This is a genomic window from Tistlia consotensis USBA 355, from assembly GCF_900177295.1.
Classification (GTDB): domain Bacteria; phylum Pseudomonadota; class Alphaproteobacteria; order Kiloniellales; family DSM-21159; genus Tistlia; species Tistlia consotensis.
In genome coordinates this window covers 95839-110853 of record NZ_FWZX01000018.1, presented here as the reverse complement: position 1 = coordinate 110853, position 15015 = coordinate 95839, and the positions used below count along the sequence as shown (strand labels likewise).

At 68.8% G+C, this 15015-nt stretch carries 13 protein-coding genes; 4 read left to right on the top strand and 9 right to left on the bottom strand.

What is annotated here, in order from left to right:
- Positions 1-34: 34 nt before the first annotated feature.
- The 7 genes from B9O00_RS19910 to B9O00_RS19880 all read right to left on the bottom strand — a co-directional run bounded on the left by B9O00_RS19910 (position 35) and on the right by B9O00_RS19880 (position 8522).
- Complete coding sequence (locus tag B9O00_RS19910) at positions 35-574, bottom strand: hypothetical protein (protein WP_085124483.1); 540 nt, start codon at positions 572-574, stop codon at positions 35-37.
- Between the two features lie 340 nt (positions 575-914).
- The gene (locus B9O00_RS19905) at positions 915-2117 is read right to left on the bottom strand and encodes a CaiB/BaiF CoA transferase family protein (protein ID WP_085124482.1); all 1203 of its coding nucleotides are present in this window, start codon (positions 2115-2117) and stop codon (positions 915-917) included.
- An 8-nt stretch (positions 2118-2125) separates the two neighbouring features.
- On the bottom strand, positions 2126-3088 hold the full coding sequence (locus B9O00_RS19900) for an alpha/beta hydrolase family protein (protein ID WP_143596288.1): 963 nt from the start codon (positions 3086-3088) through the stop codon (positions 2126-2128).
- Entirely contained in the window at positions 3085-4110 is a 1026-nt protein-coding gene (locus B9O00_RS19895) for an oligopeptide/dipeptide ABC transporter ATP-binding protein (protein WP_085124480.1), read from the bottom strand. Before B9O00_RS19895 ends, B9O00_RS19900 begins: the two co-directional genes overlap by 4 nt.
- Positions 4107-6038 carry a dipeptide/oligopeptide/nickel ABC transporter permease/ATP-binding protein gene (locus tag B9O00_RS19890; protein WP_085124479.1) on the bottom strand — a complete coding sequence of 644 codons (1932 nt, stop codon included), beginning with the start codon at positions 6036-6038 and terminating at the stop codon, positions 4107-4109. The genes B9O00_RS19895 and B9O00_RS19890 overlap by 4 nt, the downstream gene beginning before the upstream one ends.
- Positions 6035-6979 carry an ABC transporter permease gene (locus B9O00_RS19885; RefSeq protein WP_085124478.1) on the bottom strand — a complete coding sequence of 315 codons (945 nt, stop codon included), beginning with the start codon at positions 6977-6979 and terminating at the stop codon, positions 6035-6037. Before B9O00_RS19885 ends, B9O00_RS19890 begins: the two co-directional genes overlap by 4 nt.
- A gap of 19 nt (positions 6980-6998) precedes the next feature.
- A complete protein-coding gene (locus tag B9O00_RS19880; RefSeq protein ID WP_159460272.1) occupies positions 6999-8522 on the bottom strand; it encodes an ABC transporter substrate-binding protein in 1524 nt (507 codons plus the stop codon).
- Positions 8523-8741: 219 nt separating this feature from the next.
- On the opposite strand from B9O00_RS19880, the gene B9O00_RS19875 reads away from it, so the two are divergent.
- Positions 8742-9530, top strand: coding sequence for a GntR family transcriptional regulator (locus B9O00_RS19875; RefSeq protein WP_159460271.1), 789 nt, complete (start codon positions 8742-8744; stop codon positions 9528-9530).
- Between the two features lie 18 nt (positions 9531-9548).
- On the opposite strand, the gene B9O00_RS19870 is transcribed toward B9O00_RS19875, so the two are convergent.
- Positions 9549-10616 carry an adenylate/guanylate cyclase domain-containing protein gene (locus B9O00_RS19870; protein WP_085124475.1) on the bottom strand — a complete coding sequence of 356 codons (1068 nt, stop codon included), beginning with the start codon at positions 10614-10616 and terminating at the stop codon, positions 9549-9551.
- Positions 10617-10796: 180 nt separating this feature from the next.
- Here B9O00_RS19870 and B9O00_RS19865 point away from each other — a divergent pair, with 180 nt between their 5' ends.
- Both B9O00_RS19865 and B9O00_RS19860 read left to right on the top strand, forming a co-directional pair.
- Positions 10797-12104: a type I glutamate--ammonia ligase gene (locus B9O00_RS19865; RefSeq protein ID WP_085124474.1), complete on the top strand. Its 1308-nt coding sequence runs from the start codon at positions 10797-10799 to the stop codon at positions 12102-12104.
- A 20-nt stretch (positions 12105-12124) separates the two neighbouring features.
- Positions 12125-12892: an SDR family oxidoreductase gene (locus B9O00_RS19860; protein ID WP_085124473.1), complete on the top strand. Its 768-nt coding sequence runs from the start codon at positions 12125-12127 to the stop codon at positions 12890-12892.
- A gap of 25 nt (positions 12893-12917) precedes the next feature.
- Here the strand turns inward: B9O00_RS19860 and B9O00_RS19855 are convergent, their stop codons facing one another.
- Positions 12918-13187: an MDR/zinc-dependent alcohol dehydrogenase-like family protein gene (locus B9O00_RS19855; RefSeq protein WP_085124472.1), complete on the bottom strand. Its 270-nt coding sequence runs from the start codon at positions 13185-13187 to the stop codon at positions 12918-12920.
- 106 nt (positions 13188-13293) lie between these two features.
- On the opposite strand from B9O00_RS19855, the gene B9O00_RS19850 reads away from it, so the two are divergent.
- Positions 13294-15012 carry an HD domain-containing protein gene (locus B9O00_RS19850; RefSeq protein ID WP_085124471.1) on the top strand — a complete coding sequence of 573 codons (1719 nt, stop codon included), beginning with the start codon at positions 13294-13296 and terminating at the stop codon, positions 15010-15012.
- Positions 15013-15015 lie beyond the last annotated feature (3 nt).

The following is a 15015-nucleotide window of genomic DNA, read 5'->3' as shown; positions in this document are numbered from 1 at the left end:
GCCGTCTCGAGCGCCTTTCGTCGAAGGAAGGGGCTCACTCGCCAGGTGCGGATATCGCGAGCACAGCGTTCATGGCTTCGGCCAGAACGAGGAACTCCTGCACCCTCTGCTCGTCAATTTCCTGCGCTCTTCCGTGCGCAGCCAAATTCCGCATCGCGTTAAGACCAAGGAGCGCCCTCAACTGCTCCGACGTGATTAGATTTTGCTCGTTGGCGAGACGCAGCATCGGAACGCTACCCATCCGCCCTGCATCGGTCCCGGCACTGGAGAGCCGCCGCCTGACTGTATCTTCAAGTTGACCCCAGACCGCTATGATCCGGCCCACGTTGGTTGCGTGATCGGTCGGATCATCGGGAAGCCTAAGGGTGGGCTGGGGCAGACGTTCACTCGCGATCACAGCCTCCACCTGCTTGGCGACGTGATCGAATTCGACGGCGGTTTTGCCGTGTGAGATCTTCAGGATCGACGCGAGCCGACTGCCGATTACTCCCCGAAACAGAATGATCGCGAGTAACACGACAAGCGGCCACGCGAGCGCCTTCGTCATTGCTGCGATAAATTCGAGAATAGCCATGGCGAAGCCTACGGTGTTTTCGCCATTGCCGCAGCTTCCAAGTGCAGCTGTGCGCTTGGGCGCATGGCCAGCCTTAGTCGGGTCGGGGACGGGCGGTCAGGGGCGGCTTCGTCGTCGCGCCGCGACGCGCACCCCGGGCGCGCACCCTTGGCGGCCCGGCGCTGACCCGGCCCTTTCGCCAGCGTGCGCCTATGGCTCAGGCTGTCCACGGCGAGGTGCGAATTTGTTCGGGAGAATGGCCGTCCGCGGAATCCGCACCTCGCCGCGCCAACGCGCACGGCCCTTGAATTCGCTGACCTTTCCGGCCGAAACCATACCCTGCCGCCGCCGGCAACGACTGTCAGATCACGCCCTGTTCTTCGAGCCTCCGGAGGTCCGCCTCGCTGTAGCCGAGGTTGCGCAGCACCGCGCCGGTGTCCTGGCCCAGCAAGGGCGGCGCGACGGCCGGCGCGACGGTGTCGCCATCGACCTTGAAGCCGAGCGTCGGCACGTCGATGGCGCGCTCGGCCCCCGGCAGGTCCAGGCGTTCGGTGAAGCGGCGCGTGCGGGCATGATCCTCGGCGAGCAGCTGGTCCAGCGACCGGACCATCGCTGCCGGGACGCCGGCCGCGTCCAGCGCCTCCTCCCACTCGACGGCCGGCCTGGACCGGAAGGTCGCGACCAGCTCCGAGCGCAGTTCCCCGGCATGGAGCGCGCGCTGTTCCGGGCTCGCCCAGCGCGGGTCCTCCAGGATGTCCGGACGCGAGATCCCCGCGCACAGCGCCCTGAACTGCCGGTCGTTGTTGGCGGCGATCATCAGCAGGCCGTCGGCGGTCTCGAAGGCGCCGGAGGAGGGGCTCTGGCTCCAGGCCTCGTTGCCCGACGGTTTCGGCAGCCAGCCGCCGGTCAGGTGGCTGGTCAGCAGCGAGGCCATCAGCAGCATCGAGGTGTCGAGCATCGCGACGTCGAGCTGGACCGCCTCGCCGCTGCGCCGGGTCTCGTGCAGCGCTGAGACGATGGCGAAGGCCGCGTTGAGGCCGGTGGCATAGTCGACATAGGGCGCTCCGACCTTCAGGGGACCGGTCTCCGGCGTGCCGGTGGTCTTCATGATGCCGCACATGCCCTGGACGACGTGGTCGTAGGCGGGCCGGCGGCTCATCGCGCCGTCCTGCCCGAAGGCCGAGATCGAGCAGTAGACGATGCGCGGGTTCAGCTCCTTGACCACCTCGAAGGGCAGGCCGAGGCGGGCGATCGTGCCGGGCCGGAAATTCTCGATGAACACCTCCGAGCCGGCGATCAGGCGCTTCAGGATGGCGAGCCCCTCCGGCGTCTTCAGGTTCAGCGTCACGGACTTCTTGTTGGCGTTCTGGGTCAGGTAGGTCAGGCCCATCTGCGTCTCGTTCAGCTCCGGCAGGCAGCCGTTGTGACGGGACCAGTCGCCGAGCCCCGGCGCCTCGATCTTCAGGACCTCGGCGCCGAGCAGCCCGAGCTGGTAGGCCGCGTAGGGCCCGGCCAGCACCTGGGTGAGGTCGACGACACGGAGTCCGGCGAGGGGCTGGAACATCGAGGACCCTATTTCGGCTTGAAGAGGAGGGGCGCAGGCCCGATCCGGTCGGTGATCGATGCGAGCCACGAGGCCGCCGCCGCGTCCCGCGCCACGTGGGCGTCGAGGAAGGCGAGCGTGAGCCGGCGGACGGCATCTCGCTGGTTGGGCACGGCAGCCCCGGCCCCGCCGCTCGCGAAGCCGCCGAGATAGTGGTCGGCCCCCTCCAGGACGGCGAGGTACTTGCCGCCGGGCGGGCCCAGCTCGTAGGGCTCGCTCTTCCACTCCCATCCCTGGCCGCCGGCGCCGCGGTCGAGCGTCCCCGTCACGGTCAGGACGGGGCCCGTCATCGCCTCCCAGGAGCCGTCGCGCAGCCCCTGCTGGTCGCGCCCCTGCGCGCTGAGCAGGATGGCGGCCGCGAGGCGGTCGTCGCGGAAGCGGGCGGGGCTCTCGCCCGGCAGGTCGATCTCGGCGCCGGCCAGCAGCTGGGCGGTGTAGGCGCCGAAGGAGTGGCCGGCGACGGCCAGGGGCACCGGCCGGCCGGGATCGCCGCCGGTGGCCGCCAGTATCGCGTCCGCCTCGTCCAGCAGCCGCCGTACGATCCGGATCCTCTCCAGCCAGTAGAACGGCGTATGGAGGATCTCGTGCAGGCGCGCCCGCACCCGGGGCATGGCGGCCCAGCCCGACAGGTCGGCGTCGGGATCGAGGCCCAGGCCGGGCTCCCGGGCCGCGACGGCCGCGATCCAGTCCGGGAAGGTCGGATGCACGACGAGATAGCCGCGGGCCGCCCAGTAGCCGGAGAGCGCGTCGTAGCCGCGACCGCTCGCACCGAGGCCGTGGCAGAAGACGACGAGCGCCTTCGGCGTCTCGCCGTCCGGCCAGCGGCAGGTCAGCATCGACGGCGCGCCGCCGGCACTCCCCGCCAGCGCGATCTCGTGGGAGACGCTGACGGGCCGGCCGTCGTGCCCGGCGAGACGAGGGTCCCGTGTCACGAGGCGAGGCTCGCGGGCTCGCCGGCCGGCCGGGCGCGGCCTCTGTCCTCGGCCAGGAAGCAGCTCGCGGTGCCGCCGCCCTCGACCGGAAAGGCCGCAGGCATGGCCGAGCGGCAGCGCGCCATGACGCTGGGGCAGCGGTTGCTGTAGGGACAGCCGGAGACGGCGTCGCGGGGCGCCTCGACGGCCGGCGCCGCCTTGCGCGCCGCGCGCCGCGCGCGCTGCCTGGCCGGATCGAGAAGCGGGACCGCCTCCAGAAGGGCCCTGGTATAGGGATGCGCCGGCGCGGAATAGACGCGGCCCGCCGGTCCCTGCTCGACGATGTGTCCCAGGTACATGACCGCGATCCGGTCCGAGATGTGGTGCACCAGCGCCAGGTCGTGCGCGATCAGCAGGTAGGCGATGCCGAGCGCGTCGCGGCGCTCGTAGAGCAGGTTGATGATCTGGTTCTGGGTCGACACGTCGAGTGCGCTCGCCGGCTCGTCCAGCACGATCAGCCGCGGCTGCAGCGCCAGCGCCGCGGCGATCGCGACGCGCTGCCTCTGGCCGCCGGAGAACTGGTGCGGATGGCGCCCGAGGTGCTCTTCCGAGAGCGAGACCAGCTTCAGGAGCTCGGCCGCGCGGGCGCGCCGCTCCTCGCGGCTCATCCCGGTGTGGACCCGCAGCGGCTCGGCGACGATGTCCCCGACCGTCATCGAGGGATTGAGCGACGAGAAGGGATCCTGGAAGACGGCCTGGATCTGCCTGCGCGCCGCCGCCGGGTAGCGCGTCTTCATGGCCGAGAGCTCGGCATCGCCGAAACGGATCGAGCCCGAGGCCGCCGGCACCAGGCCGAGCACCGCGTTGGCGATCGACGACTTGCCGGAGCCGGACTCGCCGACCAGGCCCAGGGTCTCGCCGGGCGCGATGGAGAGCGTCGCGCCCTTGACCGCATGAAAGGGCCGGCGTCGCAGCGTCAGGCCCGAGCGCTGCCAGTAGGTCACCCAGAGGTCGCGGATCTCGAGGAGAGGGCTGTCGCTCACCGGCCGGCCTCCAGCTCGGGATCGCCCGCGCGCAGGCAGCGCACCAGGCGGCCCGTGCCGGTCAGGGGAACCCGCTGCCCGCAGGCGTCCGTCCTGAAGCCGCAGCGGTCGGAGAAGCGGCAGCCCCGCGGCCAGGATCCGGGCCTCGGGACCGTGCCCCGGATCGTCGGCAGGGGCGGATCGCGGTCCGAGGCGTGCGGCATGGCGGACAGCAGGCCCCGCGTATAGGGATGGCGCGGCGTCGCGAAGAGCGTGTCGACCGGGGCCACCTCGACGATCTCGCCCGCGTACATCACGGCGATCCGGTCGCAGATGTCGGCCGCCACGGCCAGGTCGTGGGTGACGAAGAGGATGGCCATGCCGAACTCGTCCTGGAGGTCGCGGAAGAGGTCGAGGATCTCCTGCTGGACCGTGACGTCGAGCGCCGTGGTCGGCTCGTCCGCGATCAGCAGCGCCGGGTTGCAGCTGAGCGCCCGTGCGATGGCGACGCGCTGGGCCATGCCGCCCGACAGTTCGTGCGGATAGGCCCTGGCGCGCTCGGCGGGCCGCGGAATGCCGACCCTGTCGATCAGCTCGATCGTGCGCGCCCAGGCCGCCTTTCGCGACAGTCCCTTCTTGGCGCGCAGGACCTCGGCGATCTGGTTGCCGACGGTGAAGGCGGGATTGAGGCTGGTGGTCGGGTCCTGGAAGACCATCGCGACCGCGTTGCCGCGCACCTGCTCCCTCTGCCTTTCCGTCAGGGCCCGGAGCTCGGTGCCGTTCAGCGTGATGGTGCCGTGGGTCGAGCGCCCGCCGGCGCCGATCAGCCCCAGGATCGAGAGGCCCGTGAGGGTCTTGCCGCTCCCGGATTCGCCGACCAGCCCCAGGGTCTCGCCCCTGGCGATGGCGAGCGACAGGTCGGTGATCACCGGCACCTCGCCGCCCTCCTTTGCCGACACGACGACCTGCAGGCCCTCGATGCGCAGGACGTCGTCGTCGCGTCGCGGCGGCGGCGCCGCCGACTCCGGCGATGCAGGCGCCGCCGCCTCGAACCGCGCGACCGGCGTCGTCGGCTTCACGCCGACCGCGACGCCCCGGCCGATCGAGTCCCGGATGACGTCGCCCAGGAGATTGATCGACAGGACCGTCGCGACGATCGCGATGCCCGGCGGGATGGCGAGGAACCAGTTGAGCTCCATGTAGCTCGCCGCCGTGTTCAGCATCGTCCCCCAGCTCGCGTCGGGCGGCTGGACGCCGAGGCCGATGAAGCTCAGTCCCGCCTCGGCCAGCAGCACCGCGCCGACCGTCAGGGTGACCTGGACGATCAGCGGCGGCGCGATGTTGGGGAAGATGTGGCGCAGCAGGATGCGCCGGTCCGAGGCGCCGACCACCCGCGCCAGCTTCACATAGACCTCCTCGCGCTCGGTCAGCACGACGCCGCGCGCCAGGCGCAGGAAGGAGGTCGAGAACAGGATGCCCAGCGCGATCATCGCACGGTGCAGGCCGGTGCCCAGGATGGCGATGATGACGATCGCGACCATGATGCCGGGGATCGAGACCACCGCCTCGACCAGGCGCATGACGGCCCAGTCCCACCAGCCGCCGCGATAGCCGACGAAGAGGCCGAGCGGGACGCCGAGGACGACGGCGATCGAGGTCGCCTCGGCGGCCGCGATCACCGCGATGCGGCAGCCGTAGACGAGCCGGCTCAGGACGTCGCGGCCGAGATCGTCGGTGCCCAGCCAGTGCGCCGTGGAAGGTCCCTGCAGGGCCGCGCCCAGGCTCTGGTGCAGGGGATCGTAGGGCGCGATCCAGGGGGCCGCGACGGCGGCGATCACGAGCAGGGACAGCACGGCGACGGCCGCGACCGTGACGGCCTGTGCGGAGGCGCGCCGCCTGCTGCCGCTGCGCGCTCCGCGGTCGGAGGCGCTTGCCGACTGCACGCTCACGACGGCCGCGCCTTCGGGTTCAGGAAGCCGTAGACCACGTCGGTCGCGAGCTGGACGATCACCACCAGGACGACCATCACCAGGACGAGGCCCTGGATCATCGGGATGTCCTGCCGGCGCACCGCGGTGATCGCGAGCGTGCCCAGCCCGTTGATCGCGAAGACCTGCTCGACGATGAGCGCGCCGCCCAGAAGGACGGTGATCTGGAAGGACAGCACCGCGACGACGGGGACCAGGGCGTTGGTCAGCGCGTGCTTGAAGATCACCCGCCGCCTCGACAGCCCCTGCGCCCTGGCCGCGCGGATGTAGTCCTGCTGCAGGACCCCGACCATCGCCGAGCGCACCTGGCGGGCGATGGCGGCGCTCGAGGCGAGCCCCAGCGCGATCGCGGGCAGGGTGACGCTGCGCAGCCATTCCCAGGGCGAGCTCGACAGCGGCGTGAAGCCGGTGGCCGGGAACCAGCGCAGCGTGACGGCGAAGACCGCGACCAGCAGGATGCCGAACCAGAAGTTCGGGATGGCCTGTCCGATGGTGGCGCCGAACGTGGCGAGGCGGTCGGTCCAGGACCGGGGCCTGAGCGCGGCGGCGATGCCGGCCGCCAGGCCGACGAGCAGCGCGATGAGGGCGGAGACGGCCGTCAGGGACAGGGTGACCGGCAGCCGCTGCATCACGGCGTCGCTCACCTCGACGCTGTTGAAGAAGGAGGTGCCGAGGTCGCCGTGAAGCGCCCGCTCCAGCCAGTGGACATAACGCGGCACGAGCGGCTCGTTCAGCCCCAGCCGCTCCCGCACCATCTCGAACTGCTGCTCGGTGCCCCACTGCCCGATGATCAGGTCGGCCGGGTCGTCGGGCAGCAGCGAGGTCAGGGAGAACGTCAGAACCGAGACGATGAAGAGGAGCGGAACGAGCGCCAGCAGCCTCTGCACGACGAGCCTGAGCATGGCCTTGCCCGCCCGGCGCTCACCGGTCCATCCGCAGCCCGCGGAGGAAGATCGTGTCCTCCCCGGGCCTGAAATGGACCGTCGGGTTGTCGGCCACCTGGTCCGTCACGCCGAACAGCAGCGGCGTCGAGGTGATGAAGATCAGGAAGGACTGGTCGTCCAGCTCCTCGGCCATCTTCCGGTAGACCGGCGCCCGCTTTTCCGGGTCGGCCGACTGGAGGCCTTGCTCGCCCAGCGTCATCAGGTCGCCGCCGGGCGGCACCTTGTAGGGATTGTAGACGCCGTCCGGGGAGACATAGCGGTCGATCAGGAACTTCGGGTCGTCCATGGTGTTCCAGACCAGATTCGTGGCCGGGAAATCGGTGGTGCGGCTGCGGCGCGCCAGGGTTCCGGGCTCGACGGGCTTGATGGTCATCGTGATGCCGACGTCCTTGAGGAAGCCGGCGACGGCCTCGAGCCGCGACTGGAAGATCGGGATGCTGGGCATGGTGAAGGTGAAGCCGTTCGGATAGCCCGCTTCCTTCAGCAGCTCCCTGGCCTTGCCGGGATCGTACCGGTAGCGGCCCTCCAGGCTCGGATCGTAGGCCCAGTTGCCCTTGGCGTAGGGCTGATAGGCGGGCACGGACAGGCCGAACTGGACCGCCTTGGAGAAGGCCGCCCGGTCGATCGCGTAGTTCATCGCCTGGCGCACGCGCTGGTCGGCGAAGGCGGGGACCTTCGTGCCCTGGCGGTCCAGGATGATGAGGTGATAGTTGTATCCGCCGGTGTTGCGGACCAGCTTCAGCCCGGGCGTCCTGTCGATGATCGCCGCCTGCGGGTTTGACAGCCAGACGCCGGCGTCGACCTGTCCCGTCTTCAGCGCGTTGAGCCGGGCCGTGTCGTCGGGAAGCTCCCAGATCTCGACCCGCGCCAGTCCCTGCTCCTTGGCATCCCAGTAGGTCGGGTTCGGCCTATAGACGCGCACCTCGCCTTCGCGCGACTGCTCCCTGTCGTAGACGTAGGGGCCGGTTCCGACCGGGTTGCGGTCCAGCGCCGGGTCCTGCATCGCCTTGGGGGCGATCATCATGCCGGACTCCGCCGTCAGGTCGTCGATGATCGAGGGGTCGGGCCTCTTGAGCTTGATCGTCACCTCATGGTCGCCGGTCGCGACCGCTTCGGCGACCGGCTTCAGCCCTTCGAGGATGCCGAGCTTGACGCCGCGATTGATGTTCGCCGCGACGGCGGCCGCGTCGAAGGGCTCGCCGTTGCTGAACTTGACGCCCTGCCGCAGGGTCAGCTTCACGCTCAGCCCGTCGATCTCGTAGCCCGTGGCCAGCAGGGGCGCATCGCTACCGTTTGGGCTCCGGGTGAACAGCGTCTCGTAGACCGGACGCAGGTAGGAGATGCCGCCGCCGCTGTGCTGCTGCGGATCGAGGGTGACGAGCTTGACCTCCTCGGCATACCTGAAGGTGCCGGCCGGCGCGGCGCTCGCCGCCATCGTCCCGGTGCCGAGCCCCAGGCCCAGCGCGGCCGCAAGAATCGAACCTCTAATGCGTTGATTCATTTGATCCCTCCCTGCACGACCCGCCGGAAATCGCTCCGGCAGCATCGAGTGCCCTGCACCTTCAGCTGGTGCCTATTGTGATTTAACTATAGCACTTTAGTACAATCGTGCTATCGCCTTCGTGTCGCGCATTCGACCGGTGGGCAGGCGAAGCCGCAGCCGTTGTCGCGCACCCGGTGGGATGCGATAACGCGCGCCAACACCGAATGGACCTCGGCCTTGCAGACCGAAACAGAAGCCAGACACCGGTTCCGGGAAGACGGCACGCCCTACTATGTCCAGCTCGCGGCGATCCTGCGCCGCCAGATCGCCGATGGAAGCTGGGGCGTCGGCGACAAGCTCCCGACCCTGAGGCAAATGGTCGCCACCTTCGGCGTTTCCCCGATGACGGTCCGCCACGCCGTGGCCGGCCTGGAGCAGGAGGGGCTCGTCAGCGCGGAGCGCGGGCGCGGCACCTTCGTGGTGGCCAGGCCCGAGCCCCATGCTTCCGTGCCCTACCAGCTGGCATCGATCGCCGGCCTGCGGGGCAGCGGGCTCAGCTTCCGGGTCGTCGCGTCGAGGCCGGCCCGGGACGAGCTGCGCATCGTCGAGGAGGACGGCGTCGCCCTGTCCGGCTACCGCTACATGAAGCGGATCTTCGCCAGGGACGGGCGACCGTTCATCGTCGCCGACTACCTGATCGCCGACGACGTCTATCGCAAGATGCCCGGGCGCCTCTGGTCGAGAGAGCTGGTCAGCACGCTGCTCTACGACACCGAGGCCGTGGGCCTGAGCAAGGTCCGCCAGCAGTTCCGGGTCATCTCGGCCCTGCCACGGGAGGCCGCGGAACTGGAGATCCAGATCCACGACCCGGTGGTGCAGGTCCGCCGCATCTTCCTGAACGAGTGCCGGGAGGTCCTGTGCCTCGCCCGGCTCGTCTACCGGACCGACGGGGTCGTGTTCGACATCAACATCGACCTCGACGACCGCAACCGCCTGCTGGAGCTGGGCGGCTTCCCGGAGTCCTGATCGCCGCTGCCCGGCCGCCTACCTGGTGCCGCCGACGGGAGTCCCGCCGCGCTCGTCCGATCCGGCCTCCGCCCGCTCCAGCGCGAACAGCTCCAGGCCCGCCGACTTGCCGCGCAGCAGGGCCGGCCCGATCGACGTCAGGCGCAGGCCGGCGGGGATCTCTGCCCGCCCGGCCAGGGTCCCGGAGACCAGCAGGGGGTGGCCGGCGGTGCGGCAGGCCTCCTCGATCCGGGCCGCCGTGTTCATGGTGTCGCCGAGCAGGGCGATCTCGCGCTTGAAGCCGCCGATCTCGCCGGCCACGACCGGGCCGGCGTGCAGGCCCGCGCGGAACGCCGGCTGGTGGCCGTGGCGGCGCAGTAGCCCGGGACCGGCCGCGTCGAGGGCGTCCCGGCAGGCCAGCAGGCAGAGCAGCGGCCGGGCATTGCGCGCCGGCGTGCCGAGCGGCCAGGTGGCGATCAGGGCGTCGCCGACGTAGCGGTGGACCTCGCCGCCTTGATCCATCACGACCTTCGACAGCAGCGTGAAGGTCTCCGACAGCAGGGCGTGGAAGCGGACGTTGCCGATGCGCTCGGCGATCGTCGTCGAGCCGACCAGGTCGAGGAACAGCACGATGCGCTGCTCCTCGCGCGGCCGGTAGTAGCGGCCGGTCAGCAGGTTGGCCAGCACGCCGGGGCCGATCAGCTGGGCGATCGAGAGCAGCGAGACGCCGACGAAGGTCACGGCGAAGGAGAAGGCGAGGTCTCCGGCGATGCCGGGCCTCAGGGGCAGCAGGGGGACCCCGAAGTAGAGCCAGGGGACGACGACCAGCGCCGCCATGATCGCGACGCCGTAGACCAGGGTGCGCAGCAGCACCGCGACGACGAAGGGCAGGCGGCGGCTGCGCCCGAGCAGGCGGCCCTCGCCGAACAGGCCGATGCCGACGATGAACGACGAAATCACGGTGCCGATGGTGGCGCCGGACGCCGCCTCCACGACCCAGCCGGTGCCGGACGACCGCTCGGCCAGCGCGTAGCCGGCGCCCGCGGCCGCCGAGAGCGCGACCATCAGGGCGAGCAGCCGGAGCCTCTGGACGGCACTGCCGGTCAAGCGAATCCTCCCTGGCCGATCGCGGAGGCCGATCGCGGGCGCGAGCAGCCTCGTCACCGCCGTCCTCTAGCACGGCATGGCCGCGCGCGCATGCCGGACGCCCGCGGCCGGCCCGGTTGACCGTCGGCCGGCCGCGCCGCAAGCTGCGCCCGCCGCCGGACCGAGGGAGGGGACAAGCCCGTGCACCGCGAAGCCTACGTCATGCTCTGTTACAGCGACTTCGCCGGGCAGCTGCGCGGCAAGGGCTTCCCCGCGCGCGAGCTGGAGCGGCGGCTGGGCAGCGGCATCGGCCTCGCGCCGACCAACTACATGATCAACTGCTTCGGCGAGATCCCGGCGACCCCCTGGGGCGCGGCCGGCGAGGTCCTGCTGCGCCCGGTCGCCTCGACCGAGGCGCGGGTCGATTTCGGCGACGGCGGGGTCGAGGAGCACTTCCTGATCGGCGAGGTCGAGACCCTGGCCGGCGACCCCTGGGACTGCTGCCCGCGCCAGTACCTGAAGGCCGCCCTGGCCGAGCTGGAGGAGCGCCACGGCCTGCGGCTGCGGGTCGCCTTCGAGCACGAGTTCATGGCGCTCGACGCGCCGACCCGGTTCGGCGCCTCCTACGGCCTCGACGCCGTGCGCCGGCTCGGCGAGCTGCCGCACGCCCTGCTGCACGCCCTCAGGGTCGCCGGGCTGGAGCCCGACACCTTCCTGCCCGAGTACGGCACCGGCCAGTTCGAGGTCACGATCGCGCCGGCCCTCGGCCTGGCGGCGGCCGATCGGGCGGCGATCCTGCGCCAGCTGATCCAGGCCACGGCCTGGCGCTGCGGCGTCACGGTCAGCCTGTCGCCCAAGGTCCGGCCCGATGTCGTCGGCAACGGCGTGCATATCCACTTCAGCCTGGAGGACCGCGAGGGCCGGCCGCTGTCCCACGACCCGGCGCTGCCCGAGGGCGTGTCGGCGGTCGCCGGGCACTTCCTCGGCGGCCTGCTGGCCCACGCCCGGGCGCTCAGCGCCGTCGCCGCGCCCTCCGGCGCCTCCTACCTGCGCCTGACGCCGGGCACCTGGAGCGCCTCGCACGCCAATCTCGGCCTGCGCGACCGCGAGGCGACCCTGCGCATCTGCCCGGTCTCGGAGAAGCCGGGTGCCGAGATCGCCGGGGCCTTCAACTTCGAGTACCGGGCCGCCGACGCGGCGGCCAGCCCCTATCTCGTGCTCGGCGCCCTGGTGCGCGCCGGCCTCGCCGGGCTCGACGCGAAGACGCCGCGGCCGGACTCGATCACCGCCAAGGAGATCGCGGCGCTGCCGCCGGACCGGATCGCCGCGCTCGGCCTGGAGCCGCTGCCCCGCTCCCTGGGGGAGGCGCTCGACTGCCTGGAGGCCGATAGGGTGCTGATGCCCGAGGCGCTGAAGAGCGCCTATCTGCTGCACAAGCGCGGCGAGCTGGCCCGCCTCGAGGGCCTGTCGCCGGCCGAGGTCTGCGCGCTCTACGCCCAGGTCTACTAGTCGAGGAGGGGAAGAGCGCCATGTCCGTCGAACTGTTCAGCCTGAAGGGCCGCACCGCCCTGGTCACCGGCTCGTCGCGCGGCCTGGGACTCGCGATGGCGCGCGGCCTGGCGGAGGCCGGCGCCGCCGTGGTGCTGAACGGCGTCGACGCCGGCCGCCTCGGCGCGGCTGCCGAGGCCCTGCGCGCGGAGGGGCACGCGGTGCGCGAGGCCGGCTTCGACGTGGCCGACGAGACGGCGGTGGCCGCGGCCTTCGCGAGCCTGGACGCGGCGGGCGTCGAGATCGACGTCCTGGTCAACAACGCCGGCATCCAGGTCCGGCGCCCGCTGGTCGAGATGGCCAGCGAGGACTGGCGCCGGATCCTCGAGACCAACCTGACCAGCGCCTTCCTGGTCGGGCGGGAGGCCGCGAAGCGCATGATCCCGCGCGGCCGCGGCAAGATCGTCAACATCGGCTCGGTCATCGGCGAGCTGGTGCGGCCGACGACCGGGCCCTACGCCGCCGCCAAGGGCGGCCTCAAGCAGCTGACCCGGGTCATGACGGCGGAGTGGGCGCAGCACGGCATCCAGGTCAATGCCGTCGGCCCCGGCTACATGCTGACCGACATGAACGAGGCGCTGCTCGCCGACGCGACCTTCGACGCCTGGGTCACGGGCCATACGCCGGCGCGCCGCTGGGGGCGGGCCGACGAGCTGGTCGGCACCGCCGTCTACCTCGCCTCCGCCGCCTCCGACTACGTCAGCGGCCAGATGATCTACGTCGACGGCGGCATGACCTCGGTGCTCTGAGGGCGTTCCCTCCGGCGGGGGGGCGTCAGGCCGCGCCGGCGAAGGTCAGCTGCACCTTCATCGCCCGGCTGCGGTCACCGGCCAGCGCGAAGGCGCCCAGGGCGTCCTCGACCGGCACGCTGTCGGAGATCAGCGGCCGGACGTCGATGCGCCGCTCGGAGATCAGCCGGGCGGCGACCGCGAACTCCTCGTGGAAGCGGTGCGTGCCGACGAAGTTGATCTCCTTGCCGACGATCATGTTGATCGGGATCGGCAGGTCGCCGGTGACGCTAATGCATCGCCTCTGACCGATCATGAAGCACCCATCATGGCGTTCCAAGACGCCATTCTTTCAATTGTAGTTTCCGTGAACGATTCATGATATAGAAATTTTCTGTGCACCAAATTTCCGGTGATCGTCCATGCCGGCAGCGACGCAAAACACTCTGCCCTTTGGTCCCCAGTCAGGGATAGCAAGGACCAGTATCGAGTGGCACAAGACGATCCGTGTCGCCGTCTCAGGTGACGTGAGGCTCACTAGAGCTGAAGTGGGGATTATTGATACCCCGGACTTCCAACGGCTGCGCCGAATTCAGCAACTTGGGACATCGTCATGGGTCTACCCGACAGCACTACACACGAGGTTTGACCACTCCCTCGGCGTCTTGGCCGTTGTCGACGATATGATAGTCCGAATGCGAGATGCACTCCGATATGTCACTCTCGCTAGCCGTCCAGAGGAGGTGGAGCCTCAGTTGATAACAGAGAGTCAGCGCATTCTCGCTCGACTGTATGCGCTGCTTCATGACATTACCCATGTACCATTTGGCCATACGCTTGAAGATGAGTTAAAGATCTTTGATTCGCATGATGAGTTTCAAAAATCGGTAGGAGAAAAGAGAGGATTGGATCGATTTGAGCAAGTCCTTGGACCTGAGAGCGACATAGGAAAGGTGATCAGAGGTGATTGTGGTGAAGGACTGTATGAACGCTTTCGCAACATTTATTTACGTGGAAAGTTTGACAGATTGGAAGTTGAGGATGCTGAGGGTCGCACAGCTGATGAGTTCGTCTACTATTTGGTATCTGATACGGTCTGCGCGGACCTGATCGACTACCTTCGACGAGACAGCTATTTTTGCGATCTTGAGCTGAGGATACCAACGCGATTCTTAAATTATTTGTATGTCGGTGACGTGGATGTGGAAGGGGCGGGCTTGCGTCGACGCGTGGTTGTTCGGCTCTGGAAGCCGCGTGATGGAGAGCCTCGGCGTGATGTGATGACGGATATGGTGGGGCTGCTTGAGTCCCGATATCTGCTGGCGGAGAGAGTTTACTTTCATCACGCTAAGGTGATTGCCGGAACAATGATTGGCCGATCAGTCCTCGAGGCATCTTTGGCGGGTCGGCTGAATTCTCAAATGATGCTTCGCTTCGGTGATGAGACATTGCTCGCATACCTCGCTCGCCTAGGTGACGAAAAGGGGGCGGGGGATCAAGAACTTCTGTCCGCTCGTCTAGCTATCGCGGCGCGTGACCGTGTTCTCTATGAGAGCCTAAAGAGGTATGTGGTTGAGGATTTTCACGGGCATGGTGGAGAGGAGCCGTTCAACGATCTTATAAAGGCGTTCGAATCTGCAGCTAAGCGGAGGCAGATTGAGAACGAAATTGCGCTCATAGCGGGGGCGCGACCAGGCGATATTTTGTTGTACGTCGCATCTCCAAAGATGAACAGGAAGATTGCCGAAGCAATCGTGGACTACAAGGGGAAGCGGTGCTTGTTGCGGACCGTTAATAGTGAGCCGCTCCTTCAGATCCGCTTGGACACGATAGGAAAAGCTCATGAACGCCTTTGGCGAGCAAATGTGTTTGTTCACCCTGAAGTTGATGACGCGCGTCGTAAGATAGCACAGCTGGCGTTTGAGGCTAAATTCTTCGGTCGGGACCTTGCTGAAGGTAAGTATGAGCAGCTTCTGATTAGTCTTGCAGCAGAGGAGGAAAGCTTTAAGAATCATGGGTTACCCGAAACCTATGCAGCGTGTAAAGCCGCGGCAGCGGACTTGGTAAGTGCAAGGCCCCGAGCTGCTCACGGACGCGCAACGAGGCAGTATCTATTGGATGCTCTTAGAGAAAGGCTTTGATCT